Genomic DNA, 26208 nt, shown 5'->3' on the forward strand with positions numbered 1-26208 from the left:
TCGCCCCCGCGCAGGCGGGGGCCCAAGTTCAGCGTGCGCGGCAGCTCGAACTTGGATTCCCGCCTCCGCGGGAATGACGGTCAATCAAATCAGCCTTCGGTGGCCTTGCCGTAAGCAGCCGCATCCAGCAGGCCATTGACGGCGGCCGGATCCGACGGCTGCAGCTTGAACAGCCACGCATCGTAGGCGTTCGCGTTGATCGAGTCCGGCGCGTCGGCCGTGGCCTGGTTCACCGCGGTGACGGTGCCCGAGACCGGGGCGTAGATGTCGCTGGCCGCCTTGACGGACTCGACGACGGCGGCGTCATCGCCGGCGGTGAAGGCCTTGCCGACCTGCGGCAGTTCGACGAACACGATGTCGCCCAGGGCGTCCTGCGCGTATTCGGTGATGCCCACGGTCAGGGTGCCGTCGGCCTCCTGGCGGACCCACTCGTGGGACTCGGTGTACTTCAGGTCGGCTGGGATGTTCATGTGCGTAACTCCGTAGTGATGGATGGTGCGGTAAGTATAGTGTTGTTTGTTCAGGAAGCGAGGATCTTGCCGTTACGCACGAACGGCAGTTTGACGACGGATGCCGCCAGTTTCTTGTCGCGGATTTCCACGTGGACCGTGTCGCCGATCGCGACGTCGACCGGCACGCGCGCGAGCGCGATCGCCTGCTGCATCGACGGGCTGAACGTGCCGCTCGTGATTTCGCCGGCATTGCCGGATGCGGCCACGACTTTCTGGTGGGCGCGCAGGATGCCGCCTTTTTCGCGCAGGATCAGGCCGACGAATTGCTGCGTCTGGCCGTTTTTCCGCAGGGCGGATTTGCCGATGAAGTCGCGCTCGGCGTTGAGGTCGACGGTCCAGGCGAGGCCGGCGTCCAGCGGCGAGACGTTGTCGTCCATGTCCTGGCCGTACAGATTCATGCCCGCTTCCAGGCGCAGCGTGTCGCGCGCGCCGAGGCCGGCCGGCTTGACGCCGGCGGCGGCGAGGGCGTTCCACAGCGCCTCGACCTGGCTGGCCGGCACGCCGATCTCGAAACCGTCTTCGCCCGTGTAGCCGGTGCGCGCGACCATCAGTTCGCCGAACGGGGTGTCGTGCACGATCACGGCGTTGAACGGCTTCAGGCCTTCCGACGGGGCCTGCGTCTGCGGCACGACCTGCCACGTTTTCGCGCGGGCGTTCGGGCCCTGCACGGCGACGAGGGCGATGCCGTCGGCGCTCAGGTCGGCGCGGCGCGGGGTGATCGTCAGGCCGCTATTGGTGGCGTCGTTCTGCTGGCTGATCCAGGCGACGTCCTTCTCGGCCGTGCCGGCGTTGACGACGAGGCGGAACCAGTCTTCGGCGAAGTAGTAGACGATCAGGTCGTCGATGACGCCGCCCTGCGGGTTCAGCATGCACGAGTACAGGGCCTTGCCCGGTGCCTGCAGCTTGTCGACGTTGTTGGCCAGCAGGCCGCGCAGGAAGGCGCGCACGTTCGCGCCTTTCAGGTCGACCACGCACATGTGCGACACGTCGAACATGCCGGCATCGCCGCGCACGGCATTGTGTTCTTCGATCTGGGAGCCGTAGTTGACGGGCATGTCCCAGCCGCCGAAGTCGACCATCTTGGCGCCGGCGGCACGGTGTACGGAATTGAGCGGGGTCGCTTTGAGCGTCATGGATCGTTCCTCGGCAGAAAATGGGTTCGCGCACGCGGATGCCCGCATGCTCTCGCACCCCTCTGTCCTCGGTACCTGAGAGATAGCGACAAGGTGTTGTCGCCTGCCCCTTCGGTGGGCCTGTGAAGGCCGCTCTCCAGAGTTGGTCCACTGCGCGTTGCGCAGCAGCCCCTGACCGGTCCGGTTGCCTGAGAGTTTTTGGGTAATGCCCCTTCGGCGGCAGCCTGCGCTGCGCTCTCCCGGTCAAGACTGCGAAGTCTATGTCAGTGGTGACGGGAAGTCAATCGGCCGGGGAGGGCTCACACGATTGCCATGAGGCACCACGGACATGCGGACGTGTTTTGTTACACTTGCTCTACGACCTTTCTGACGGAAGAGACCCACTATGAGCGAAGATCCTGGAAAACAGAAAGTAGGGTGGTTCACCCTGTCCGGCGACGTGAACAGCGACATGGTGCATCGTGTCTTCGAGGCGGTGGCCGGCATGAACGACGACGGCATCGAGACGGCGCACATCCTCCTGCAGTCGAACGGGGGCTATGTCAGCGACGGCCTGTGCCTGTACAACTTCCTGGCCAATGCCCCCGTCAATTGCGTCATGTACAACGGCGGCGCTGTCGCGTCGATCGCGGTGATCCTGTTCCTGTCGGGCCAGCAGCGCTATGCGAGCGAGACAGCGCGCTTCATGATCCACAAGTCGCATGCGACAGCTTCGCCCGGCTCGCGTCCGGATGCGCTGAACATCATCGTCGAGGGCCTGCGCGCCGACGATGCGCGCACGGAATCCATCCTGCGCAAGCACATCGAGCTGACGCCCGAACAGTGGGGCATCCACCAGTACGGCGACCTGCACCTGAACGCGCGCGACGCCAAGGCGGCGGGCATGATCGACGAGGTGCGCGATTTCGCGCCGCCCAAGGGCTCGTACCTGCGCAACATCTGATGAACAAAGAGCCTGTCGCGGTCGTCCCGCGCCAGGCTCTTTCGACCTTCCGGAAAGCGCTGCAATCAGCGCTTGCTGTCGTTCTTGTGGCTTTGACGGCCAGCCTCGGCATGCTGCTCCGGGGTGCCGCCGCGGGTGCCGCCCGAGCCGCCCGAACGCGAGCCCGAACCGGAGCCCGACTGCTTGTTGCCGTCGTTCTTGTGGCTTTGCTGACCAGCCTTGACGTGTTGTTCGTGGGAGCCGCCCTGGTTACCCGAGCGCGAAGAATTCTTGTTCGAAGCCATGATCATTCCTTTCGATAGTGGAGATGTCCTGCTTACCGAAGCGATTTCGGTATTGCAATGATGCGAGCGCGACAATTGAACGGGTATCGGATCACCTCTTGACCACTTGTAGGACTACAGGCATTACGCTAGCAATAATTTTCTTCGCTAACACGTATTTTGCATATTCTTATTCGCCGGCAATCGTGTCTTGCGACGCAGCATAGCGTTTTTGGTCGTTCGATGGTCTCTTCAATAGCATAAGCATTTTCCTGAACGTGGCGCTGGCCGATCGATTTTAATTGCCACTTGGAAATTATGTGCCACAATAGAAGAACCATGTCTTCCAGCCCCGTCCAGACCCCGGCCGCCCGCAAGGCCGCGTCGTCGCAGCAGGCGACGCTGGATGCGCTCGCCGGTATCGCAGACACCTGGGTCAAGGAGCAACTGGCGGCGATGACGGCCCGCATGGCCGCGGCACTGGGCGACCTGACCCGTCACAATGGCGACCCGCAGGACGTCCAGCGGCGCGTGAAGGCGGCCCGCCTGCTGAAGGACAATGCATACGCCTTCTTCCACCTGGCATCCGGCGCGACCGCCCTGGCGGTGCGGCGCGAGCTCGACCGCCTGGCGCCGCGGGCCGCGCCGATGCGCATGACGGCGGCGTCGCTCGACCTCGTGCCGCTGGAAGAGGTCGACAGCCGCCTCGCACTGGGCGCGCTGGCCCGTCCCTTCGACATCCGGTACGCCGACCCGCTCGCCACGCTGGCCGTCCGCCTCGGCATGCTGCTCGGACGCGGCGTGCTGCGTGCGGACAGCAATCCCTTCCGTCCCGAGATCTTCCTCGGCGCGATCGACGAGGCGTGGCGTGAATTCGAACCGGAAACGGATGCCCATGGCCTGATCCAGCCCCTGCTGCGGCCGGACATCGTGTTCGACCTCGCCCCGCTGTACGACTCCCTCGTCGCCGCGCTGCGCAAGGAGGGCCAGCCGGGTTCCGTGGGTGCTTACCGCATCCAGAAGACGGATGGCGGCGCCGCCGCGAAGGCGGCCCGCGCCGGCCAGCGCGCCACCCTTGCGGAGCAGTTGCGCAAGCTGTTCGGCGACGATGGCGGCGAGGATGGCGTCCCGCTGATTCCCGACCTGCCCACGTTGCCGTCCAGCGGCGGCGGCTGGCGGCCGAGCGGAGCGGGGACGTTCGCGGCGACGCCGGTCAAGGACCAGGCCGCACAACCGGCGGCTGGCTTCAGCGCCGCGTCCGGTGCGGCAGCCCAACCCGGCGCCGGCTTCGCAGCGGGAACGGGGCAGGCCGAGTCCGGCTGGTCGGCCGCCCTGCAAGGCATGCTGGCGCAATCCGGCGGCACGGCGCCGCTGATGGACCTGCTGGCGCGCATCGAGCGGGCGCCGGTGCAAGGAACGCAAGCAGCCGCCACGCCGCATAACGTGTTCTACCTGCCGCGCCTGAAGCAGAGCCTGCCCCAGGGCAGCCTGCCGCGCCGCGACGAACGTACGCTGGACCTGCTGTCGCGTGTGTTCGAGACCGTGTTGCTGGACGATAGTATCCCGCCGCGCACGCGCGAACTGCTGCAACTCCTGCAGGTTCCCGTGCTGAAGGCCGCTCTGCTCGACAACAATTTCTTCTTCGAGCAAGACCATCCGGCGCGCCGCCTCGTCGACCTGATGTCGCGCGTCGGCTGGGAGCAGAGAGACGATGCGGACGACCCGCTGTTCCAGGCGATGCGGCGCAGCGTCGCGCGCGTGGGCGAGGCGCGGCCGGAGGCGTTCGCGAATGCCGTCGCCGAGCTGGAAGCGGGTATCGCCGCCGACGAGTCGGCCCAGGTAGCCGCGCTCGCCGCACCGGTCGCCAGCGCGCTGAAACGGGAAAAGCACGAGGTCGCGGCGCGCCAGGCCCGCGACGCCATCGCCCTGCGGGTGCAGGCCGGCGACGTCAACGAGGTCGTCAGCGGCTTCCTCGAGCAGCGCTGGACGACCGTGCTGACGTTCGCGTGGACGATCGAGGATGCGCGCCCGGGCGCCGTCGACAACGCCACCCGGGCCATGGACGACCTGATCTGGAGCGTCAAGCCAAAGGCCACGCCGGAGCAGCGCAAGGCCCTGATCGCCCGGCTGCCGCGCCTGCTGCAGACGCTGAACAAGTGGCTCGATGCGATCAAGTGGCAGGACGCCGAGCGCCTGCAATTCTTCGCCCGCCTGGCCGAATACCACGCGGCGATCGTGCGCGCACCCATCGAGCTGTCGCCGGAGCGCCAGCTGGAACTGGCCACGCAGGCGGCCCAGCAGGATGCGCTGCGCAAGGTCGAGATGGAAAACGCGGCCGCGGAACAGGCGGCGGCGCGGGTGGCCGAGGTGTCCGCCGTCGACGGCCTGGAGCGCGGCATGTGGCTGGAATTCCGCACGGGCGAAGGCGCGCGCAAGGTCAAGCTGGCGTGGGTGAGCCCGCTGCGCACGCTGTTCATCTTCTCCGGCGCCGGGCGGCGCGAAGCGTTCTCGCTGCCGGCCGACAAGCTGGCCGCGGTCCTGAACGACGGCGGCGCGCGCGTGCTCGCCATCGACGGCGTCGTCGGGCAGGTGCTCTCCGACGCAATGGCCCAAGGGGCCGTCAACGATTCGAATATATCGGCCGTTGCCCTACGTGTTGGTATCGGTCACGTGACCGGGTTATAGTCGAGCGTCGTCATCCATCACCGAATCCAACATGCTCTGGTGGTCCCATCTCTCGGCGCTGGGCGGCCTCAACGTCACGGCGCTGCTCGCCGTCGGCGTGGCGGCCTGGCTCGTCGGCGCGCGCTGCTGGCGGCTGGCGCTCGTCTGGTGCGCCGTGTTCGGCGGTGCCATGCTCGTGGCGGCCGCGAGCCAGGTGGCGTTCATCGGCTGGGGCATCGGGATCCGGTCGTTGTCGTTCACCGGCTGTTCCGGCCATGCGGCCCGGGCCGCAGCCGTGTTTCCCGTCGCCTTGTTCCTGCTGGTGGAGCGCGGTTCGCCGCGCCTGCGCCGGGGTGCGGTGGCCGTGGGCGGCCTGCTCGCCGTCGCGGTGGCGCTGGCCCGGGTGCAGGTCGGCGCCCATTCGGCCAGCGAAGCCCTGTCCGGTTGCGTACTCGGCCTGGGGGCGGCCGCGCTGTTCCTCGCGCGCGCGCGCGCCGCGCAGGACTGCTCGCCGCAGCCGCTGCTGGTGGGCCTGCTCGCGGCGACGATCCTGTTGCCGCGCGCCGATCCCGCCTACTCCCACCAATGGCTGACGGCCGTCGCGCTGAAACTGTCCGGGCGCGACCGGGTCTACCTGCGTAACGACTGGCAGCCGGCGCAGGGGCCGTACGTCCCGCCATGCGCCCGGGACCGGCTCCGTTTTGCCGTCCTCTGCACCTGAACCCGCGCGCACGACGGCTAAAACTTGGCCGAAAAGCAAGGCGCAGATGGTATGATGCAGCCTTTATCGACTTCTCCCCCTACCGTAAGCGAACGTGCGTCTATCCTCCATCAAATTGTCGGGATTTAAGTCTTTCGTCGATCCCACCAATTTCCAGGTGCCGGGGCAGCTGGTCGGCGTGGTCGGCCCGAACGGATGCGGCAAATCGAACATCATCGATGCCGTACGGTGGGTGCTGGGCGAATCGAAAGCGTCCGAGCTGCGCGGCGAATCGATGCAGGACGTGATCTTCAACGGATCCACCAACCGCAAGCCGGCCGGGCGCGCGTCCGTCGAACTCGTGTTCGACAACACTGCCGGCAAGGCGGCCGGGCAGTGGGGCCAGTACGCCGAGATCGCCGTCAAGCGCACGCTCACGCGCGACGGCACGTCGACCTATTACATCAACGGCCAGCCCGTGCGCCGGCGCGACATCCAGGACATCTTCCTCGGCACGGGCTTGGGGCCGCGCGCCTACGCCATCATCGGCCAGGGCATGATCTCGCGCATCATCGAATCGCGCCCGGAAGAGCTGCGCGTGTTTCTCGAGGAGGCGGCCGGCGTCTCGAAGTACAAGGAGCGCCGGCGCGAGACGGAAAACCGGCTGTCGGACACGCGCGAGAACCTGCTGCGCGTCGAGGACATCCTGCGCGAGCTGAACGCGAATCTCGAAAAGCTGGAGGCGCAGGCCGCCGTCGCCAACCGTTTCCACCAGCTGCAGGCCGACCAGGAAGAGAAGCAGAAACTGCTCTGGCTCCTGCGCCGCAACGAGGCCAGGGCCGAGCAGCTGCGCTGGTTCCAGGAGATGGAGCAGGCGCAGACCGGACTCGAATCCCAGAACGCGCAGCTGCGCAACCTGGAGCTCGAGCTGGAACGCATGCGCCAGGCGCACTACGAGACGGGCGACCGCCTGCACGTGGCGCAGGGCGCGCTGTACCAGACCAATTCCGAGATCGGCAGCCTGGAAGCGCAGATCAAGTTCGTCGTCGAGTCGCGCACGCGCCTGCAGAACCAGATCGGCACGCTCACGGCCCAGCGCGAGCAGTGGCTGAACCAGGCGGGCGAGACGCAGGAGCAGATCGAGGAAGCCGAGTTCCGCCTGGAAGAACTGGCGGCGCGCGTGGAAGGCGCGCAGATCGCGGCGGAGGCGCAGAACGAACGCCTGCCCGACCTGGAAGCCGCGTGGCGCGACGCGCAGAACAGGTCGACCGAATCGCGCGCCCGCATCATGCAGATCCAGCAGCGCATCGAGCTGTCGTCCGCGCACCAGCGCAATGCGTCGAACATCCTCGCGAGCCTGGCCACGCGGCGCGAGCGCCTGCAGCAGGAGCGCGGCGGACTCAATCTGCCGGACGCCGGCCACCTCGACAACCTGCGCATGCAGCTGGAGGAAAAGCAGCTGCAGCTGGAAGAACAGAACCTGATGCTGGAAGAGGCGGCGAGCCGCCAGGAAGCCGTCGAGCAGGAGCGGCGCGACGCGCATGCGCAGGTCCAGCAGGAGACCGCCTCCAACGCCAGGCTGGAAGCGCGCTTGACCGCGCTGCGCCAGCTGCAGGAACGCGTGCAGACGCAAGGTAAAGTCCAGCCGTGGCTGCAGAAGCACGAACTGGATAAACTGCCGCGCCTGTGGCAGAAGCTCGACATCGAGACGGGCTGGGAAACGGCGCTGGAATCCGTGCTGCGCGAGCGCACGGGCGCGCTGGAAGTGTCGAACCTCGACTGGGCGCGCGGCTTCTTCGGCGATGCGCCGCCGGCCCGCATGGCGCTGTATTCGCCGGCACCGGGCAGCGCGGGCGCGCAGGATCATCACGGCCTGAAACCGTTCGCGAGTCTCCTCAAGCTGAACGACCCGGGCCTGCGCGGCCTGCTGGACGACTGGCTGACCGGCGTCTACGCGGCCGACGATCCGGGCACGGCGCTTGCGCAGCGTGGGAGGCTCCCACAGGGCGGCTGCTTCGTCACGCCGCAGGGCCACATGGTCACCGCATCGAGCGTGCGCTTCTACGCGGCGGACGCCGAGCAGGACGGCGTGCTCGCGCGCCAGCACGAGATCGACAATACGGCCAAGCAGTTGCGCGCGCAGGCGCTGCTGCTGGACGAGGCCCGCACGCGCGCCACGCGCGCCGACGCGGCGGTCTCCGACCTGCAGCGCCGCCTGCAGGACGGCCGCCAGAAAGTCGCGACCCTGCAGCGCGACGTGCATGCGCTGCAGATCGACGTCGTCAAGCAGGCCGAGGTCGAGGCCCGCTTCAACCAGAGGAGCGGCCAGATCGCGGCGGACCTCGACGAGATCGCCGCGCAGGAAGCGGAGCAGCGCCAGGCGAAGGCCGAGGCGGAAGCGCAGTTCGAAGAGCTGGACATGGAACTCGCCGAACTGCAGGGCGCGCACGAAGACGGCCAGGTCGAGTTCCAGGAACAGGAGCGGATCCTTGCCGAAGCGCGCAACCGCCTGCGCGACCTGGAACGCGCGGCGCAGGAAGCCGTGTTCGCGGAAAAGACGCAGCGCACGCGCATCGAGGAACTCCGCCGCACGATCGCCACCGCCCAGCAGCAGGCGCAGCAAGTCCTGGAAAGCATCGCCGCCGGCAAGCTGGAACTGGAAGCGCTGGAATCCGGCGCGGCGGCCGAGGGCCTGCAAGGCCTGCTGGCAAGGCGCACGGAGCAGGAACGGCTGCTTTCCGATGCGCGCCACGAACTGGACCAGCTCACGCAGCAGTTGCGCGCGGCGGAAGAAGCCCGCATGGCGGCGGAGCGCGGCCTGCAGCCGCAGCGCGAGCGCATCACCGAGATGCAGCTGAAGGAACAGGCCGCGCGCCTGAACCAGGAACAGTTCGCGGAAGCGTTGTCGGCCACGGGTGCCGACGAGGCCGCGCTGTCGGAAAAGCTCGATCCGGAGCTGAAGCCGTCGTACCTGCAGGGCGAGGTCACGCGCCTGACGAATGCCATCGCGTCGCTCGGTGCCGTCAACCTCGCGGCAGTGGAAGAGCTGGCGCAGGCGACGGAGAGAAAGCGCTTCCTCGACGCGCAGAACAACGACCTGCTGGAGGCGATCGGCACGCTGGAAGGCGCGATCTCCCGCATCGACCGCGAATCGCGCGACCTGCTGCAGGACACGTTCGACCGCGTCAACCTGCATTTCTCCGAACTGTTTCCGATCCTGTTCGGCGGCGGCCAGGCCAAGCTCGTGATGACGGGGGACGAAATCCTCGACTCGGGCGTGCAGGTGATGGCCCAGCCGCCCGGCAAGAAGAACGCGACGATCCATCTGCTGTCCGGCGGCGAGAAGGCGCTGACGGCGACGGCGCTCGTGTTCTCGATGTTCCGCCTGAACCCGGCGCCGTTCTGCCTCCTCGACGAGGTCGACGCGCCGCTGGACGACGCCAATACCGAGCGCTTCTGCCGCATGGTGAAGCGCATGTCGGACCATACCCAATTCCTCTTCATCTCGCACAACAAGATCGCGATGGAGATGGCCAACCAACTGATCGGTGTGACGATGCAGGAGCAGGGCGTGTCGCGCATCGTGGCGGTGGACATGGAGTCCGCCGCGAATTTCGCTACTGAGGCACAAGCAGCATGACAGACTTTCAAATGAGCCTGATCGCGGCCGGCGGCGTCTTCGTCGTCGGCGTCATTAGTTACAACAAGTGGCAGGAGTACAAGGCCCGCAAGAGCGTCGAGCGCGCGTTTTCGCACGACCACGACGACGTGCTGATGAACGGCGGCTCGAGCGAGCGCGCGGAACCGCACGTCCAGCGGCACGAGCCCGTGCTGGACGGCGGCCCCGTGCCGGATCACGACGTGCTGATCGAGCCGGGCATCGTCGCCGAGCCGTTCCAGCACGCCGCGCCGGGCCCCACACCCGCGGCCGCGCCGGTGCCCGCGGCCGCGGCTGCGCTCGACCCGGCCGCCGAGCTGCCGGCCGTGAAGCCGGACACGCCGCCCGCGCAACTGGCCGAGAACCTCGTCGACCCGCTGATCGACTGCCTGATCCCGCTGAATTCGGAAGGCCCGCTGCGCGGCGACCGCATCCTGCCCGCGCTGCTGAAACTGCGCCGCGTCGGCAACAAGCCCGTGCACTTCGTCGGCCTCGCGGTGAACGGCGACTGGGAACCGATCGTGCACGGCGGCGTGTACACGAAGCTGCAGGCCGGCGTCCAGCTGGCCACGCGCACGACGGCGCTGAACGAGCTGGAGTACTCGGAGATGGTCACGCGCCTGCGCGCCGTCGCCGACGAGATTGGCGCCGAGCCGGAAGTGCCGGACATGATCGAAGTGATGAGCGAAGCGAAGACGCTGCACCGCTTCGTCGCCGGCCACGATGCGCAACTGGGCGTGAACCTCGCGTCCAAAGGCGCGCCATGGGCAATGGCCACGTTGATCGGTGCGCTGGAAAACGCGGGCTTCGACGTGCGCCCGGACGGCAAGTTCGTCATGCTGGACAAGGAAGAGGGCGGCGGCACCCTGTTCACGCTGTCGACCAACGTCACGCTCGGCGCCGATACGACGTCGCGCCTGACGCTCCTTTTGGACGTACCGTGCGTGGCCCCGGCCCGCGACGGCTTCGGCAAGATGGTCGCGTGCGCGAAAGACCTCGAGCAGCGCCTGGAGGCCGCTATCGTCGACGACTTCGACCAGCCGCTGACGGATGCGGCGCTGGAAGAAATCGCGGGCCAGGTGCGCGAGTTCTACCAGGAGATGGACACGGCCGACGTCGCCGCCGGTTCCACCCGCGCGCTGCGCCTGTTCAGCTGAGGTGAGCATGGCCGACCTGGAACGGATGGCGTGGCTCGTCAAGGAATTGAACCACCACATCTACAACTACCACGTGCTCGACGCGCCGACGATTCCCGACGCCGAGTACGACAAGCTGTTCCGCGAACTGCAGGCGCTGGAAGCGCAGCATCCCGAAGCCGTGTCGGTGGATTCGCCGACGTCGCGCGTGGGCGCCGCGCCGATCCCGGAGTTCAAGCAGGTCACGCATGCGGTGCCCATGCTGTCGCTGAACAACGGCTTTTCCGACGAAGACATCGACAACTTCGACCGGCGCGTGCGCGATGGCCTCGGCCACGCGCAGGTGCGGTATGCGGCCGAGCTGAAATTCGACGGCCTCGCGATGAGCCTGCGCTACGAGAACGGCGTGTTCGTGCAGGCCGCCACACGCGGCGACGGCTACACGGGCGAGGACGTCACCGCCAATATCCGCACGGTGAAGGTGATCCCGTTGCGCCTGCGCGGCGACGATATTCCGGCCGTGCTGGAAGTGCGCGGCGAAGTCCTGATGTTCAAGGAGGACTTCGAACGTCTGAACCAGCGCCAGCGCGACGCGGGCCAGAAGGAATTCGCGAACCCGCGCAACGCGGCCGCGGGCAGCCTGCGCCAGCTCGACGCGCGCATCACGGCGCAGCGCCGCCTGCGCTTCTTCGCCTACGGCATCGGCCTGCTCGAAGGCGCGCCGCTGCCGGAATCGCATTCGAAGGCACTGGACTGGCTCGACCAGCTTGGTCTCCCCGTGTCGAAGGAACGCGCGGTGGTCACCGGATGCGAAGGCCTGCTGGGCTACTTCCACGACATCGGCGCGCGCCGCAAGTCGCTGCCGTACGAGATCGACGGCGTCGTGTACAAGGTCGACCGATTGTCGGACCAGCGCGAGCTGGGTTTTGTCTCGCGCGCGCCCCGTTTCGCGCTTGCGCATAAGTTCCCCGCCGAGGAAGCGCTGACGACGGTGTCCGCCATCGACGTGCAGGTGGGCCGCACCGGCGCGATCACGCCGGTGGCGCGCCTCGTGCCCGTCTCGGTCGGCGGCGTGACCGTCACGAATGCGACCCTGCACAACGAGGACGAGGTGCGCCGCAAGGACGTGCGCGTGGGCGACACGGTCGTCGTGCGCCGCGCGGGCGACGTCATCCCCGAGGTGCTGTCCGTCGTGCTGGAGCGCCGCCCGACGCCGGTACCGCCCGTGTACGAGCTGCCGAAGACGTGCCCCGTGTGCGGCTCGCACGTCGTGCGCGAAGAGGGAGAGGCCGTTGCGCGCTGCTCCGGCGGCCTGACGTGCGCCGCACAACGCAAGGAAGCGATCCGCCATTTCGCGGGCCGCCGCATGATGGACATCGAAGGGCTGGGCGACCGCTATATCGACAGCCTCGTGGAAGCGAACCTGATCCGCGGCGTGGCCGACCTGTATCGGCTCACCCTGGACGACCTGTTGAAGATGAAGCGCCTCGCGGACGAGCGCGACGGCACGACGCCGGAGACGGTCAAGCAGGGCAAGGTCGCGACGAAGTGGGCGGACAACCTGCTGGCCGCCATCGCCGCCAGCAAGCATCCGCCGCTGGAACGCCTGCTGTTCGCGCTGGGCATCCGCCACGTGGGCGAGTCGACGGCGAAGACGCTGGCCGACTGGCTCGGCAGCCTGGCGCTCGTGCGCCGTGCGCCGGCCGCGCTGCTGCGCGTACTGCCCGACATCGGCGGCACCGTCGCGGAAGCAATCGCCGACTTCTTCGCGGAAGAGAAGAACCAGCAGGCGCTGAACGATTTGCTGGCCGCCGGCGTCGCGCCGCAGGGCGAGCATCCGCCGCGCGCGCAGCTGCGCGAAAAACTCGACGACGTGGGCCTGCTGGCCGCGCTCGGGATCCCGAAACTCACGGAGCCGCGCGCGCGCCAGCTGCTGGCCGACGGCCGCACGCTGGACGACCTCGCGCACCTGAAGATCTTCAGCGTGTTCGGCCTGCCGGAAGGCGTCGTCACGGCGCTGGAGCAGTGGATGGCGGTGCCGGGCAACCGCGCGATGCTGGCCGCGCTGGCGGCGCTGCGCACCGAGCTGCTGGCGCTGCTGCCGCAGGATGCCGTCGACGCGGCCGGTCCGCTGGCCGGCAAGACGTTCGTGCTGACCGGGACGTTGCCGACGATGTCGCGCGATGCCGCGGGCGCGCTGATCGAACAGGCGGGCGGCAAGGTGTCCGGGTCGGTGTCGAAGAAGACGTCGTACGTCGTCGCGGGCGCGGAGGCGGGCAGCAAGCTGGAAAAGGCCGAGCAGCTCGGCGTGACCGTGCTGGACGAGGCGGGCCTGCTGGCCCTGCTGGGCGCACAGAATTCAACTCAATAATCAGACGGAGCTTCACAATGACCGCAATCAAGAAAGCCGTATTCCCGGTCGCCGGCCTCGGTAGCCGCTTCCTGCCGGCCACCAAGGCGCAGCCGAAGGAAATGCTGCCCATCGTCGACAAGCCGCTGATCCAGTACGCGGTCGAGGAAGCCGTGGCCGCCGGCATCACGGAACTCGTGTTCATCACGGGACGCAACAAGCGCGCCATCGAAGACCATTTCGACAAGGCCTACGAGCTGGAATCGGAACTGGAAGCGGCCGGCAAGCAGGAACTGCTGAAGCTCGTGCAGCAGGTCATTCCGAAGAACGTCAACTGCATCTACATCCGCCAGCCCGCCGCGCTGGGCCTGGGCCATGCCGTGCTGTGTGCCCGTCCCGTGATCGGCAACGAGCCGTTCGCCGTGCTGCTCGCGGACGACTTCATGGACACGGCCGACGGCCACAAGCCGGTGCTGGCGCAGATGACGGACCTGTACGCGTACGAGAAGTGCAGCGTGCTCGCCGTACAGGACGTGCCGCGCGCGAACACGCGCCAGTACGGCATCGTCAGCGCGCGCGCCTACCGTCCGGACCTGGAGCTGGTGTCCGGGATCATCGAGAAACCGAAGCCCGAGGATGCGCCGTCGACCCTGGCCGTCGTGGGCCGCTACGTGCTGTCCGGCGCCATCTTCGAACACCTGGAAAACCTGGGGACCGGTGCCGGCGGCGAAATCCAGCTGACCGACGGCATCGCGTCGCTGATGTCGCGCGAACGCGTGCTGGCCTACCGCTATGCCGGCACGCGCTACGACTGCGGCTCCAAGCTGGGCTACCTGAAGGCGACGGCCGCCATCGGCATGAAGCACCCGGAGACGGCCGAAGGCTACCGCGAATTCCTCACGCACCTGTGCGCGGACCTGCCGAAATGACGATCCGCGAGATCCTCAAAATGGGCGACCCGCGCCTGCTGCGCGTGGCGGAGCCCGTGCGCGAGTTCGATACGCCCGAACTGCACGCACTCGTTGCCGACATGTTCGAGACGATGCACGCCGTCGACGGCGCCGGCCTGGCCGCGCCGCAGATCGGCGTCAACCTGCAGCTGGTGATCTTCGGCTTCGGCAGGAACCAGCGCTACCCGGACGCGCCCGCCGTGCCGGAGACGGTGCTGATCAACCCGGTGCTCAAGCCTCTGTCGGAAGAAATGGAAGAGGGCTTCGAAGGCTGTTTGTCGGTGCCGGGCCTGCGCGGCAGCGTGCCGCGCTACACGCGCCTGCATTACGAGGGCGTCGACCAGTACGGCAAGCCGATCAGCCGCGACGTGGACGGTTTTCACGCGCGCGTCGTGCAGCACGAGGTGGATCACCTGCTGGGCATCCTGTACCCGATGCGGATCCGCGACTTTACCCGCTTCGGTTTTACGGAAGTGATGTTCCCCGATCTCGATCCGAAGGCCGACGATTGAAAACGCGTTCTCTATTCGCCTTGCTGGCGCTGCTCGGCACCGGCGCCCATGCCGACGACCTGTTCACGAAGATCGACGCCGATCCGAAGAGCGAACTGTGGATCGACAGCGGCTTCGCGACGTACCACTTCGACCGCGACAAGAACCTCAACGGCGGCAACCGCGGCCTCGGGTTCGAATACCGTTTCTCCGGCACGATGGCCGCGGCGGCGGGGCGCTTCGTCAACAGCGACCGCTATTACTCGAATTACGCGGGCGTGCTGTGGCAGCCGTATGCGCTGGGCCCCGTGCGCCTCGGCGCGGCGATCGCGATGTTCGACGGGTACCCGAAGATGCGCGACCGCGGCTGGTTCCCGGCCGTCGTGCCCACGTTTACGTACGAGTATCAGCGCGTGGGCGTGAACGTCGGCGTGATCCCGTCGTACAAGGATCGTCTGTACGGCGGCATCTCGGTGCAGCTGAAGGTCAAGTTATTTTGACGTCGGAGGATACGGCGATTTCCCGCCGTCCTTGATGAACGTATCGATCCGCGCCTTCAGCACCGGCAGCGGCACGGCCCCGAGCTGCAGCACCGTGTCGTGGAACGCGCGGATGTCGAACCTGTCGCCCAGCGCCGCCTCGGCCTTCCGGCGCGACTCGACGATCGCCATCTCGCCCAGGTAATACGACAGCGCCTGCCCCGGCCAGGAAATGTAGCGGTCGACCTCCGTCTGGATCTCGTGGTCGGACAGCGCCGTGTTGTCGTGCATGTAGGCCTGCGCCTGTTCGCGCGTCCAGCCCAGCGCGTGGATGCCCGTGTCGACGACGAGGCGGCTCGCGCGCCACGCCTGGTAGCTCAGCATGCCGAACGTTTCGTACGGCGTCTCGTACATCCCCATCTCGCTGCCCAGGCGCTCGCAATACAGCGCCCAGCCTTCGCCGTACGCGGAAATGTACGCGCGGCGGAATGGCGGCACGCCCTGCTGTTCCAGCGCCACCGGCATCTGGAACGCGTGGCCCGGTGCCGATTCGTGCAAGGTCAGCGCGGGGAGGCTGTACAGCGCGCGCGCCGGCAGGTTGTACGTGTTGACGAGGTAGATGCCCGGGCCGCCGCGCGCCGACGTGTAGTACGGCGCCTGGTCCGGCGGCACCGGCACGATGGCGAAGCGGCGGCGCGGCAGGTAGCCGAAGTACTGGTCGGCCTTGCCGTCGAATTTCTTGGAAATCCACGCCGCGCGCATCAACAGTTCTTCCGGCGTCTTCGCATAGAACTGCGGATCGCTGCGCAGGAAAGCGAGGAAGGCGGGCAGGTCGCCCTTGAAGCCGGCCTTGACCATCGTCTCCTGCATTTCGGCGCGGATTTTCGCCATCTCGGACAGGCCGATCCGGTGGATCTGCTGCGCCGTCATGTCCGTGGTCGTGTACTCGACGATCTTCGACTGGTAGTACGCCTTCCCGTCCGGCAGGCGCTCCGCCGCCAGCGTCGTGCGCGCGTTCGGCACGTACTCGTCGCGGAAGAACTGCAGGGCTTGCGCGTACGCGGGTTTCACGGCACTGTCGATCAGCGCGACGCCCTGCGTGCGCAGGCGCGCCTGCTCGTCCATCGGGATCGTCGCCGGCATCTCCTTGAACGGCGTGTACCACACCGTCTCTTCCGGCGCCTTCGCGTTGACGATGTTCAGCAGCGGCGCATCGCGGCCGGCCAGCGTCACCTGCGGCGGCGTGAAGCCGCGCGCGAGGCCGGCCCGCATGTTGTCCAGTTCTTCGCCGAAGTAGCGGGGCAGGTCGGCCAGCTGGGCGAGGTAGGCGCGGTATTCTTCCGCATTCTTCAGCGGGCGGCGCGCGATGTAGGCGATGTCGGACCAGAACGCGCTGTCCGCGTTCACGGGCTGCTCGTATTCGCGGAAGCGCTGCGCGGCGACGAATGCGGCGATCTGCGCGCGGTACACGGCATAGTTGACCTGCTCGGCGCGCGAGAGGTCCGCCGCGCGGATGCCGTCCAGCTGGCGCAGCACGCCTTCCCACATCGCCAGGCGCGCCGCCTGCGTGTGCGCGTCGACCTTCGGCAGCGCGTCGCGGACGTCGCGCGGCTCGTCCTCGTCCCATGCGATCCGCTGCTTGATCCGCCACTGCCACTCGGCCTTGTAGATGGCCTGGAAACGCGCATCGGCTTTCGACGCCGTTTTCGTGGCGGCGGGTGCGGCGATGGCGGCGACCGGCGCGAACTGCGCGGACAGGGCGAGGGAAAGGGCGGCGGCGAGCAAGGTCTGCTTCATGGTGGTCCTGTGGTCGAGGTGTCGTGAGCGGAGGCGGGGTATTGCCTCAACTCGCGATATTACCCGGCCATATCACGGCAGGCCAGTCGCATTTTGGTAACCCTTCAACGCTTTACCTTGCCGTACGCCTCGCCCGCCTTCCAGGTCGGCATCGTCGGCGCATTCGCGACCGCATAGCCGAGGTTCAGGGTGAACTGCGCCTGCTGCACCATGCCGGACAAGTCCCAGGCCGGATCGTACTGGTCGCTGACCTGGTGGTAGTCCTTCGTGAACGCGCGCATCTTCGCGCCTTCCGCGGACTGGTCGTGCTCGAAATCGAAATGGCCGTCGCCCGAGAACACGGCCGAGCCGACGTTGAACGCGGGGACGCCGGCCTTGGCGAAGTTGAAGTGGTCGGCGCGGAAGTAGGCGCCGCCGAGGTCCGGTACCGGTGCGGCCAGGCTCAGGCCCATCGCCTTCGCGACCGTGGCGGCCGTCGCGTACAGCGAGCTGCGCTCGGCGCCGGCCACGCCCATGTCGCGCGTGCGGCCGACGAAGTTCATGCTGTCCAGGTTCAGGTCCGCCGCGGTCTTCGCCAGCGGCCACACGGGATGGCGCACGTACGCCAGGCTGCCCAGCAGGCCCTGTTCTTCCGCGCACGGCCACAGGAAGATCTGCGTGCGCCTGGCCGGACGCTTGACCGCCGCCTGCGCCATCGCGAGCAGGGCCGCGGTGCCGGAGCCGTTGTCGATGGCGCCGTTCCAGATGTGGTCCGGCTTGCCGTTGTCCGGGTCGATACCCAGGTGGTCCCAGTGCGCGGAATAGATCACAGCCTGGTCGCGCAGCTTCGGATCGGTGCCGGGCACGATGCCGGCCACGTTGTACTCGACGACAGTGCGCACCGCGCTCTTCACGTCGGCCTCGACGCTGGCCGCGAGCGGCACCGGCCTGAAGCCGCGCACTTCGGCGGCGGCGCGCAGGCGGTCGAGGTCCTGGCCGCTGGCCGCGAGCAGTGTCCGCGCCATGTCTTCGCTGATCCAGCCCTGCAGCGCGTTGCCTTTGCCCGCCAGGTGGAATTGTTCGTGCGAGAAGCTGTTGACCGGGACGCTCCACGGATACGACGCGGACGGTGTCGTGTGGATCAGCAGGATGCCGGCCGCGCCCTGGCGCACCGCTTCCTCGAATTTATAGGTCCAGCGGCCGTACCACGTGAGCGACTTGCCGCCGAAGCGGTCCGGCTCCGCCCCGGTCGGCTGCGGATCGTTGACCATCGCGACGAGCACCTTGCCCTTCACGTCGGCGCCCAGGAAATCGTTCCAGCGTTCGTCGGGCGCGTCGATGCCGTAGCCGACGAACACGAGGGGCGCCGACACGCGCGTGGCCGCGCTGCCGTTGGCGTTGCCGAACACGACGTCGTGGCCGAACGTGACGGGCAGCACCCGGCCGCCGGCCACGAAACGGAGCGTGCTGCCGGGCAGCGTCTTCTGGCCGACCAGTTCGACTTTCTGGCGGTAGCCGCCGTCCGCCAGCGGCTTCAGGCCCAGCACGGCGGCCTGGGTCTCGAGGTAGCGCACGGTGAGTTCGCCGCCGCGCTGGCCCGTGCCGCGGCCTTCCAGCAGGTCGTCGGCGAGGAAGGACAGGTGGGCGCGCAGCGGTGCCTCGGCCACGGGCGGGGCGGACTGGGCGTGCGCGGCGCACGTGGCGGCGAGGAGCAGGGAAGCGGCACAGGTACGGAAAAACATGGTGAACGGCTCATGATCGATACAAAAACGCGATGGTAGCACCGCGTGTCGCACGTTGTCCGTATTGACACTCTATTAAAAAAATTGACCTTACATTCACGTTATAATCGGTAGAACGGACGTGCCAAGCCGAGGCCACGCCGCATGGCATGACAACCCCGACACCACCCCTGCATGGATAAAGACGAAAACCGAGCGCAACCGGCTCCCGCCGATCACGCCGCGCCGCTGATCCGGCCCTGGTCGCGCCTGGGCCGGCAACTGGTGCCACTGATCGGCGAAGGCGGTTTCGTCGCGTTGTTCACGCGCTCGGCGCGCCTGCTGGCGCCGCCGCGGGCGTGGCTCAGCGTCGACGCCACGCGCCGCACGAGCACGCTGCTGCTGACCGCTCTCGAGCAGGACCTGGCGGCGGCGGACCCCCAGGAAGCGGCCGCGACACACGATGAATTGATGGGTCTGTTCGTGCGGCAGCTGGGGACCCTCATCGGCCCCGCGTTGACGGCACGGCTGCTGTCCGAAACGGGTGCGGACGGCACGCCGCAAAAGAATCAGGAGGAGCACAAGCAATGAGCGGAAAAGTAACCCTGGAAAAACTGAGCACCGGTGTGCCAGGGCTCGATGTGCTTCTGGGCGGCGGCCTGACCGAGTTTTCGTTCACGCTGATCGCGGGTGCGCCCGGCAGCGGCAAGACGACGCTCGCGCACCAGATCATGTTCGCGCTCGCGAGCGAACAGCGGCGCGCGCTGTTCTTCACCGTGCTGGGCGAACCGCCGCTGAAGATGCTGCGCTACCAGCAGCAGTTCTCGTTCTTCGACATGGACAAGGTCGGACCGGCCGTCCGCTACGTCAACCTGGCCGACGACCTGCGCGCCGGCGATTTCAGCGGCGTGCTGGAACGGATCATGCGCGAAGTGGAGGACTTCGGCCCGAGCCTCGTGTTCGTCGATTCGTTCCGCTCCGTCGTGCAGACGGCGCGCAGCGGCAACGAGGGCCTGTGGGACCTGCAGCACTTCGTCCAGGAGCTGGGTTCGCGCATGGCCACGTGGCAGGCGACCACGTTCCTGATCGGCGAATACAGCCAGGCCGACGTCGAGGCCAACCCGATCATCACGGTGGCCGACGGCATGATCGCGCTGTCGCACAACCTGGACGAGGACGCGGTGGTGCGCAAGATCCGCATCGTCAAGATGCGCGGCCAGGCCCACATGGCGGGCGCGCACACCTTGCGCATCACGGACGACGGCATCCGCGTCTACCCGCGCCTGCTCACGCCGCAGCCCGAGGCCTACCTGACCATCGCCGCCGATCCGGCCCGCATTCCGACCGGCGTCGCGGGCCTGGACGACATGCTGCACGGTGGCCTGCCGCAGGGCCACACGATGCTCGTCTCCGGCCCCACGGGGATCGGCAAGACGATCCTCGGCACGCGCTTCCTGCAGGCCGGGGCGGCGCAGGGCGAGAAGGGCGTCGCCGTGTTCTTCGAAAAACACACGGCGCGCCTGCACAACGCGGAACTGATCAAGCTGGTGCAGGGCGGCCAGGTGACGGTGCTGCAATCGCTGTCGCTGTCGCTCACGGTCGAGGAATTGCTGGACCAGCTGACGGAGGCGATCGAGCGCACGGGCGCGACGCGCGTCGTGATCGATTCGCTGTCGGAGATCGGCCTGTACCTCGCGCCGGAATTCCGCTACGACCTGCGCCTGTCCGTGCTCCGCACGCTGTCGCTGCTGGCGCGGCGCGGCGTCACCGCCATCGTCACCGTCGGCTACGAGGACAACACGCCGAACTGGCGCTTCTCGATCGACAACCTGTGCTTCCTGGCCGACGCGGTGCTGTCGATGCGCTTCGCCGAAATCGAGGGACACGTCTGCAAGTTCATGACGGTGGTGAAAGTGCGCGGCACGGACCACAGCAACGAGCTGCGCGAGTACCGCATCACCGACAAGGGCATCGAGGTCGATCCGCATGCGACGGAATTCGATGCCCTGATGTCCGGTTTCCCCACCCGGCGCCGGCCGCGCGACTGAGGGCGACGATGGGAACGTACGAGCAACAGCCGCCTGTTTCGGAACAACGTTCCTTCGATGAGTCCGCGCTGCTGGACCGTATCCGCGCGCTCGAAGCGGACGTGGCCAGTCTGCGCGAAGCGAACGAGCACCTCGTGCTGGCCACCGTCGACGCCCAGTACCAGCGCGAGGATGCCGAGGCGGTCAATCGCCGCCAGAACGAATTCCTCGCCATGCTGGCGCACGAGCTGCGCAACCCGCTGTCGCCGCTGGCGATGGCCGCGTCGCTGCTGGAACGCGACGCGGACGCCGCGCCGCAGCAGCTCAGGCTCGCGCGCGTGATCGCGCGCCAGGTCGACCACATGGCGCGCCTGCTCGACGACCTGCTCGACGCGGCCCGGCTCAGCAGCGGCAAGATCAAGCTGACGGTCGAGACGCTGGCGCTGGCCGACGTGCTGCGCCACGCCGTCGAAACGGTGCAGCCGCGCATCCTGGAGCGCGGCCAGGTGCTGGACGTCGAACTGCCGGCGGCGACCGTCGCGGTGGAAGGCGACAAGGTGCGCCTCGCGCAGGTGTTCACGAACCTGCTCGGCAATGCGTCGAAGTACACGGGCGACGGCGGCCGGCTGCGGCTCGCCGCCCAGGCAGGATCCGACGAAATCGTGGTGACCATCGCCGACAACGGCACCGGCATCGCGCCCGAGGTGCTGCCCTACATCTTCGACCTGTTCACGCAGGGCCCGCGCTCGCTGGCCCGGTCCGAGGGCGGGCTTGGCGTCGGCCTGAACGTCGTGCGCAACCTCGTGGGCATGCACCGCGGGACGGTGGAGGCCCACAGCGACGGTCCCGGCCGCGGCAGCCGCTTCACGGTGCGCCTGCCGCGCGCCGCCGGCCTGCCCGCGGCGCCGGTCCGGCCCGAGCCGGCCCAGGCCACGCCGCGCCGCCGCATCCTGCTCGTGGAAGACAATGCGGATGCCAGCGCCACGCTGGCCGACATCCTCGCGGCGGAAGGACATGACGTCGTCTGTGCCGGCGACGGCCGGGCAGGCCTGGCGCGCGCGCTCGCGGAGCGGTGGGACGTGATCGTGTGCGACATCGGCCTGCCGGAACTTGACGGCCTCGAGCTGATGCAGGCCCTGCGCGCGCGGCAGGAAGGCGCCCGTCCTTACGCGATCGCGCTGACGGGCTACGGCCAGCCGGACGACGAGGCGCGCGGCTTCGCGGCCGGATTCGACCGCTATCTCGTCAAGCCGGTCGGCGCCGCGGCGCTGCTGGCCGTCGTCGCCGACGCGCCGGCCGACGTCAGCGCCTGATCAGTGTCGCCAGGCGGTCGACCGCCTGTTCGATCCGCTCGTACTTCGTCGCGTAGGAAAAGCGCACGTGCTGCTTCGGCGCGGCGAACCCGAAGTCGTCGCCCGGCACGAGCGCGACCAGCGCGTCGCGCAGCACGGCCATGCCGAACGCGCTGCTGTCGTGCGCCAGCGCGTGGTTCACCTGCGTGATGTCGGCGTACACGTAGAACGCGCCGTCCGGCAGCACGGGCACCTGGAACCCGAGGTCGCGCAGCGCGGGCACGAGGAAGTCGCGGCGGCGGCGGAATTCCCGGCGGCGCTCCTCGAAGATGGCGATCGCGTCGTCGTGGAAGGCGGCCAGCGCCGCGTGCTGGGCGATGGCGGGCGCGCAGATGAACAGGTTCTGCGCCAGTTTTTCGACGGCCGGCACGAGCGATTCCGGCAGCACGAGCCAGCCCAGGCGCCAGCCCGTCATGCTGAAGTATTTCGAGAAGCTGTTGACGGTAATGACGTCGTCGCCGAAGGTCAGGGCGCTCGTCGCGCGGTCGCCTTCATTCTCACCGTAATAGAGACCCTGGTAGATCTCGTCGACGATGGAGAATCCGCCGCGCGCGCGGACGGCCGCGACGACGTCGCGCGTCTGCTCCGGCGTCATCGACGTGCCGGTCGGGTTCGACGGCGACGCGACGATCACGCCGCGCGTGCGCGCCGTCCAGCGCTCGGCCACCTGGGCCGCCGTCAGCTGGTAGCGTTCGGCGGGGCCGGACGGCACGAGGACGGCCCGGCCGCCGAACGCGCTGACGAAATGGCGGTTGCACGGATAGCTCGGGTCGGGCATCAGGACTTCGTCGCCGTCCGCCACGAGCGCCGCGCAGGCCAGCAGCAGGCCGGCCGACGCGCCCGCCGTCACGACGATGCGCTGCGGGGAGATGTCGAGGCCGCAGGCGCGGGCATAGTGCGCGGAGATGGCGTCGCGCAGGGCGGGAAGGCCCAGCGATTCGGTGTACTGCGTGGCGCCGCGCTGGATCGCGTCCATGGCGGCGCGGGCGACCAGGTCGGGGGCCGTGAAGTCGGGTTCGCCGACGCTCATGCTGATGACGTCCTGGCCGGCGCGCACCATGCTGGCTGCGGCCTTGACCATTTCCATCACGCGGAAGGGTTCGATGGCGTCGACGCGGCGCGCCACCTGGAGGGGATTGAAAGACATGATGGGATTCTGAAACGGAGGAATCCCTCTAGTTTAGCCGATCCTAGGCGACCGCGGTCCCGGCCAGCAGCGCTACGCACGCCTGGGCCGGCACGGGGCGGCTGACGTAATAGCCCTGGATCTGGTCGCATCCGTACTGTTCCAGTTCACGCAGCTGGTCCACGTTCTCTACGCCCTCGGCCACGACCTTCAGGCTGAGGCTGTGCGCGAGCCGGATCACGGCCTTCGTGATCGCGGCGTCGTCCGGATCGTCCGGCAGGTCGCGCACGAAGGTGCGGTCGATCTTGAGCGCGTCCAGCGGGAAGCGCTTCAGGTAGGCAAGGCTCGAATAGCCGGTGCCGAAATCGTCCACGGACAGGCGTATGCCGAGGGCCTTGATGCGCGTGAGGATCTCGACAGCGGCCTCCGGGTTCGCCATCAGCATCGATTCCGTCAATTCGAATTCCAGCAGCGCCGGGTCGACGCCGGCGCGCGTGACGATGCGCTCGACGGCGCCCGCGAGATCCGCCTGCTGCAGCTGGCGCGCGGACAGGTTGATCGCTACCGGCTGCACGGCCATGCCCTGCGCCTGCCATGCCTTCAGCTGGCGGCACACTTCGCCGATCACCCATTCGCCGACGGGCAAAATCAACCCCGTGTCCTCGAGGATGGCGATGAATTCCAGCGGCGGCACGAGGCCGCGCTGCGGATGGTTCCAGCGCAGCAGCGCCTCGAAGCCGCTGATGGTGCCGGTCGCCAGGTCGAGCTTCGGCTGGTAGTGCAGCAGGAATTCGGCGCGCTCCAGCGCCTGGCGCAACTGCGTTTCCGTCTGCAGGCGCTGCGTGGCGTTCTCGTGCATCTCCGCGACGTAGAACTGGTAGTTGTTGCGGCCGCCGTTCTTGGCCCCGTACATCGCGGTGTCGGCGTTCTTCAGCAGGGTCTCGGCGTCGCGGCCGTTCTCGGGATACGTGGCGATGCCCACGCTGGCCGACACGAACAGCTGCTGGCCTGCGAGATAGAACGGCTGCGCCAGCGCCTCGATGACGCGGGCGCCGATGCTGGCGGCGATGCCGTCGTCGTCCAGCCCGGGCAGCACGAGCGCGAACTCGTCGCCGCCCAGGCGCGCCACGACGTCGTCGGCGCGCGCGCAGGCCGACAGCCGTTTCGCCGCCTGCACGAGCAGCTGGTCGCCGACACCGTGGCCCAGCATGTCGTTGACGTTCTTGAAGCGGTCGAGGTCGATGAACATGACGGCCGCGCGGCCCTGTGCACGCGCGGCGGCGGCGATCGCGTCTTCGAGGCTGTGCGCGAGACGGCGCCGGTTCGGCAGGCTCGTGAGCGGGTCGTACTGCGCCAGGTAAGTCAGGCGGTTGCGCGCTTCCTGGCGCTCGACGGCGGTGGCGACGATGTTGGCCACGCCGTGCAGGAAGCTGGCGTCGTCGGCCCCGAAACGGCGCGGGTGCGCGGCGTACACGCCCAGCAGGCCGAAGGTGCGCTCGCCGCACACGATGGCCGTGTCGATGCCCGTGTCGATGCCGTGCAGCGCCGCCAGCGGCGCGAACCAGGGCCGCAGCGCGGCGTCGATGCCAGGCGCGTCGCCGTGCTGGCAGGCCAGCTGGAGACCCGTCGACTGCGCCAACCGGCCCGCGCCCGCGCGCACCTGCATGCCGTCCGGTCCCGTTTCGAACAGCGCGGCGCAGGCCGCGCCGAGGCCGCGCGCGGCGGCGTCGGCGGCGTCCGCGAACAGGTCGTCGAGGCCGTTCGCGGCCAGCGCCTTGCGCCCGAGCTCCGCGATCAGGGTCTGGCGCTGCGCGTTCTCGACGATCGTGCGCTCGAATTCCTTGCGTTCCGTGATGTCGATGTCGATGCAGATGTAGCGCTCGACCGTGCCGTGCGCCGCGAACATCGGCACGATGGTGCGGTACCAGTGGCGCCGGCCGTGGCGTCCCGCGATCACGACCTCGCCGTTCCACACGCGGTCCGACGGCTGCCACGGCGGGCGCGCGCCGGCCGGGCGGCCCACGTCGCCCAGGCGCTGCCCCACGACCTCGGGGCGGGTGAAGCCGCTGCTCGTCACGAACAGGTCGTTGACGCCGGTGATCACGCCGGCCGCGTCGGCCTCGCACACGATCGCGGCCTGGTCCATCGCGCTCTTGTGCTGCATGAGGGAGTTCATCAGCGAGTCGATGCGCTGGCCGAACTGGTCGCGCAGGCTCGCCGCGCTGCGGTTGACGGCGCGGATCGCTTCCTGGATCTCGGTCGGCGCGTCGGCCAGCAGCGCCGCCTCGGCCGTGACGCGGCCCGCGGCCACGTCGTGCTCGAACGAGCGCAGCCGGCCCAGGTTGTCGAGCCAGCGGCGCACGAGGGTGCGCATGAGGACGAGGCTCGCGACGAACACGACGAACGCCACGCCGGCGGTCTCCAGCACGAGGCTCCACACCTGGGCCGCCAGCTTTTCCTCGTCGAACTGCAGGCGCACGACACCGTAGTCCTTGCCGCCCACGTTGGCGATGCGATTGACGTCGTACAGCTTGGCGGCGATGCGGGCCGCCAGCCAGCGCGGCGCCAGCGCGCGCGTCACGCGCGGCGCGTCCACGCGGATCGTGCCGCCGCCCACGTCGATGAATTCGGCGCGCTTGAACGGCGACTGGAACAGCATCTTGCCCAGGGTGCGCTTGACGGTGTCGTAGTCGCCGATCACCACGCTGTCCTCGATCGTCTGCGTCGCCACCTCGACGAGTGTCAGCGCGGTGTCCTGCGTTTCCTCGATGTGCTGCAGGAACTGGTAGCGGTAGAACAGGCCCAGGCCCGTCCCCATCGACAGCAGCAGCGTGAGGCTGAACACGGTGAACACGCGGCCGACGAGGGAGCGGGGCAGCGCGGGAATGATGCGCATGACGCGCAGGAATGGAGAGAATGTCATCGCG

19 protein-coding genes and 2 riboswitches are annotated in these 26208 nt (G+C 68.2%); of the genes, 12 read left to right on the plus strand and 7 right to left on the minus strand.

Going from position 1 to position 26208, the window contains the following annotated elements; translation table 11 throughout:
* Positions 1-89 precede the first annotated feature (89 nt).
* Entirely contained in the window at positions 90-470 is a 381-nt protein-coding gene (gene gcvH / locus ACEN9G_RS24785) for a glycine cleavage system protein GcvH (protein WP_036228522.1), read from the minus strand.
* 50 nt (positions 471-520) lie between these two features.
* Entirely contained in the window at positions 521-1645 is a 1125-nt protein-coding gene (gene gcvT / locus ACEN9G_RS24790; protein ID WP_413344330.1) for a glycine cleavage system aminomethyltransferase GcvT, read from the minus strand.
* A gap of 52 nt (positions 1646-1697) precedes the next feature.
* A riboswitch (glycine riboswitch) is annotated at positions 1698-1795 on the minus strand.
* Between the two features lie 16 nt (positions 1796-1811).
* A riboswitch (glycine riboswitch) is annotated at positions 1812-1897 on the minus strand.
* A gap of 133 nt (positions 1898-2030) precedes the next feature.
* Between gcvT and ACEN9G_RS24795 the strand changes: the two genes are divergently transcribed.
* Positions 2031-2588: an ATP-dependent Clp protease proteolytic subunit gene (locus tag ACEN9G_RS24795; protein WP_413344332.1), complete on the plus strand. Its 558-nt coding sequence runs from the start codon at positions 2031-2033 to the stop codon at positions 2586-2588.
* A 65-nt stretch (positions 2589-2653) separates the two neighbouring features.
* Here ACEN9G_RS24795 and ACEN9G_RS24800 read toward each other — a convergent pair whose 3' ends face one another.
* On the minus strand, positions 2654-2872 hold the full coding sequence (locus ACEN9G_RS24800; protein WP_413344334.1) for a hypothetical protein: 219 nt from the start codon (positions 2870-2872) through the stop codon (positions 2654-2656).
* A gap of 318 nt (positions 2873-3190) precedes the next feature.
* Here ACEN9G_RS24800 and ACEN9G_RS24805 point away from each other — a divergent pair, with 318 nt between their 5' ends.
* From ACEN9G_RS24805 to ACEN9G_RS24840, 8 genes are all read left to right on the plus strand, one after another.
* Positions 3191-5536, plus strand: coding sequence for a DUF1631 family protein (locus ACEN9G_RS24805; protein WP_413674709.1), 2346 nt, complete (start codon positions 3191-3193; stop codon positions 5534-5536).
* A gap of 31 nt (positions 5537-5567) precedes the next feature.
* Positions 5568-6236 (plus strand): phosphatase PAP2 family protein, encoded by a 669-nt coding sequence (locus ACEN9G_RS24810; protein WP_413674710.1) that lies wholly within the window; start codon positions 5568-5570, stop codon positions 6234-6236.
* A 94-nt stretch (positions 6237-6330) separates the two neighbouring features.
* Positions 6331-9855 (plus strand): chromosome segregation protein SMC, encoded by a 3525-nt coding sequence (gene smc / locus ACEN9G_RS24815; protein WP_413674711.1) that lies wholly within the window; start codon positions 6331-6333, stop codon positions 9853-9855.
* Positions 9852-11030 carry a cell division protein ZipA C-terminal FtsZ-binding domain-containing protein gene (locus tag ACEN9G_RS24820; protein WP_413674712.1) on the plus strand — a complete coding sequence of 393 codons (1179 nt, stop codon included), beginning with the start codon at positions 9852-9854 and terminating at the stop codon, positions 11028-11030. Before smc ends, ACEN9G_RS24820 begins: the two co-directional genes overlap by 4 nt.
* Positions 11031-11037: 7 nt before the next feature.
* Positions 11038-13380: an NAD-dependent DNA ligase LigA gene (gene ligA, locus ACEN9G_RS24825; protein ID WP_413674713.1), complete on the plus strand. Its 2343-nt coding sequence runs from the start codon at positions 11038-11040 to the stop codon at positions 13378-13380.
* A gap of 17 nt (positions 13381-13397) precedes the next feature.
* Positions 13398-14288, plus strand: coding sequence for a UTP--glucose-1-phosphate uridylyltransferase GalU (gene galU / locus ACEN9G_RS24830; RefSeq protein ID WP_413342295.1), 891 nt, complete (start codon positions 13398-13400; stop codon positions 14286-14288).
* Complete coding sequence (gene def, locus ACEN9G_RS24835) at positions 14285-14821, plus strand: peptide deformylase (RefSeq protein ID WP_413342293.1); 537 nt, start codon at positions 14285-14287, stop codon at positions 14819-14821. Before galU ends, def begins: the two co-directional genes overlap by 4 nt.
* Complete coding sequence (locus tag ACEN9G_RS24840) at positions 14818-15300, plus strand: hypothetical protein (RefSeq protein ID WP_413342292.1); 483 nt, start codon at positions 14818-14820, stop codon at positions 15298-15300. The genes def and ACEN9G_RS24840 overlap by 4 nt, the downstream gene beginning before the upstream one ends.
* Here ACEN9G_RS24840 and ACEN9G_RS24845 read toward each other — a convergent pair.
* Together ACEN9G_RS24845 and ACEN9G_RS24850 are read right to left on the minus strand one after the other, a co-directional pair.
* Entirely contained in the window at positions 15292-17076 is a 1785-nt protein-coding gene (locus ACEN9G_RS24845) for a DUF885 domain-containing protein (RefSeq protein ID WP_413342290.1), read from the minus strand. The two genes, ACEN9G_RS24840 and ACEN9G_RS24845, sit on opposite strands and share 9 nt — an antisense overlap.
* 104 nt (positions 17077-17180) lie before the next feature.
* Positions 17181-18797, minus strand: a complete 1617-nt coding sequence (locus tag ACEN9G_RS24850) for a M28 family peptidase (protein WP_413674714.1) — start codon at positions 18795-18797, stop codon at positions 17181-17183.
* 174 nt (positions 18798-18971) lie between these two features.
* On the opposite strand from ACEN9G_RS24850, the gene ACEN9G_RS24855 reads away from it, so the two are divergent.
* Genes ACEN9G_RS24855 through ACEN9G_RS24865 form a run of 3 tightly spaced genes read left to right on the plus strand, consistent with a single transcriptional unit; the run spans position 18972 to position 22116 of the window.
* Complete coding sequence (locus ACEN9G_RS24855) at positions 18972-19367, plus strand: hypothetical protein (RefSeq protein ID WP_413345376.1); 396 nt, start codon at positions 18972-18974, stop codon at positions 19365-19367.
* Positions 19364-20824: an ATPase domain-containing protein gene (locus tag ACEN9G_RS24860; RefSeq protein WP_413345374.1), complete on the plus strand. Its 1461-nt coding sequence runs from the start codon at positions 19364-19366 to the stop codon at positions 20822-20824. Before ACEN9G_RS24855 ends, ACEN9G_RS24860 begins: the two co-directional genes overlap by 4 nt.
* 8 nt (positions 20825-20832) lie before the next feature.
* Positions 20833-22116: a hybrid sensor histidine kinase/response regulator gene (locus tag ACEN9G_RS24865; RefSeq protein WP_483127113.1), complete on the plus strand. Its 1284-nt coding sequence runs from the start codon at positions 20833-20835 to the stop codon at positions 22114-22116.
* Here ACEN9G_RS24865 and ACEN9G_RS24870 read toward each other — a convergent pair.
* Together ACEN9G_RS24870 and ACEN9G_RS24875 are read right to left on the minus strand one after the other, a co-directional pair.
* A complete protein-coding gene (locus tag ACEN9G_RS24870; protein WP_483127114.1) occupies positions 22106-23302 on the minus strand; it encodes a pyridoxal phosphate-dependent aminotransferase in 1197 nt (398 codons plus the stop codon). The genes ACEN9G_RS24865 and ACEN9G_RS24870 overlap by 11 nt on opposite strands.
* A gap of 43 nt (positions 23303-23345) precedes the next feature.
* On the minus strand, positions 23346-26204 hold the full coding sequence (locus ACEN9G_RS24875) for a putative bifunctional diguanylate cyclase/phosphodiesterase (RefSeq protein WP_495605464.1): 2859 nt from the start codon (positions 26202-26204) through the stop codon (positions 23346-23348).
* Positions 26205-26208: the final 4 nt, after the last annotated feature.

Source organism: Massilia sp. Masssp94 (genome assembly GCF_059491305.1).

Excerpts from the sequence above, each read along its gene's own strand:
- ACEN9G_RS24865 (WP_483127113.1), top strand. The coding sequence starts at position 20,833 with ATGGGAACGTACGAGCAACAGCCGCCTGTTTCGGAACAACGTTCCTTC.
- ACEN9G_RS24860 (WP_413345374.1), top strand. The coding sequence starts at position 19,364 with ATGAGCGGAAAAGTAACCCTGGAAAAACTGAGCACCGGTGTGCCAGGG.
- ACEN9G_RS24800 (WP_413344334.1), bottom strand. The coding sequence starts at position 2,872 with ATGGCTTCGAACAAGAATTCTTCGCGCTCGGGTAACCAGGGCGGCTCC.
- gcvH (WP_036228522.1), bottom strand. The coding sequence starts at position 470 with ATGAACATCCCAGCCGACCTGAAGTACACCGAGTCCCACGAGTGGGTC.
- ACEN9G_RS24820 (WP_413674712.1), top strand. The coding sequence starts at position 9,852 with ATGACAGACTTTCAAATGAGCCTGATCGCGGCCGGCGGCGTCTTCGTC.
- ACEN9G_RS24845 (WP_413342290.1), bottom strand. The coding sequence starts at position 17,076 with ATGAAGCAGACCTTGCTCGCCGCCGCCCTTTCCCTCGCCCTGTCCGCG.
- ACEN9G_RS24855 (WP_413345376.1), top strand. The coding sequence starts at position 18,972 with ATGGATAAAGACGAAAACCGAGCGCAACCGGCTCCCGCCGATCACGCC.
- ACEN9G_RS24850 (WP_413674714.1), bottom strand. The coding sequence starts at position 18,797 with ATGTTTTTCCGTACCTGTGCCGCTTCCCTGCTCCTCGCCGCCACGTGC.
- ACEN9G_RS24810 (WP_413674710.1), top strand. The coding sequence starts at position 5,568 with ATGCTCTGGTGGTCCCATCTCTCGGCGCTGGGCGGCCTCAACGTCACG.
- galU (WP_413342295.1), top strand. The coding sequence starts at position 13,398 with ATGACCGCAATCAAGAAAGCCGTATTCCCGGTCGCCGGCCTCGGTAGC.
- ligA (WP_413674713.1), top strand. The coding sequence starts at position 11,038 with ATGGCCGACCTGGAACGGATGGCGTGGCTCGTCAAGGAATTGAACCAC.
- ACEN9G_RS24875 (WP_495605464.1), bottom strand. The coding sequence starts at position 26,204 with ATGACATTCTCTCCATTCCTGCGCGTCATGCGCATCATTCCCGCGCTG.
- ACEN9G_RS24870 (WP_483127114.1), bottom strand. The coding sequence starts at position 23,302 with ATGTCTTTCAATCCCCTCCAGGTGGCGCGCCGCGTCGACGCCATCGAA.
- def (WP_413342293.1), top strand. The coding sequence starts at position 14,285 with ATGACGATCCGCGAGATCCTCAAAATGGGCGACCCGCGCCTGCTGCGC.
- ACEN9G_RS24805 (WP_413674709.1), top strand. The coding sequence starts at position 3,191 with ATGTCTTCCAGCCCCGTCCAGACCCCGGCCGCCCGCAAGGCCGCGTCG.
- gcvT (WP_413344330.1), bottom strand. The coding sequence starts at position 1,645 with ATGACGCTCAAAGCGACCCCGCTCAATTCCGTACACCGTGCCGCCGGC.
- ACEN9G_RS24795 (WP_413344332.1), top strand. The coding sequence starts at position 2,031 with ATGAGCGAAGATCCTGGAAAACAGAAAGTAGGGTGGTTCACCCTGTCC.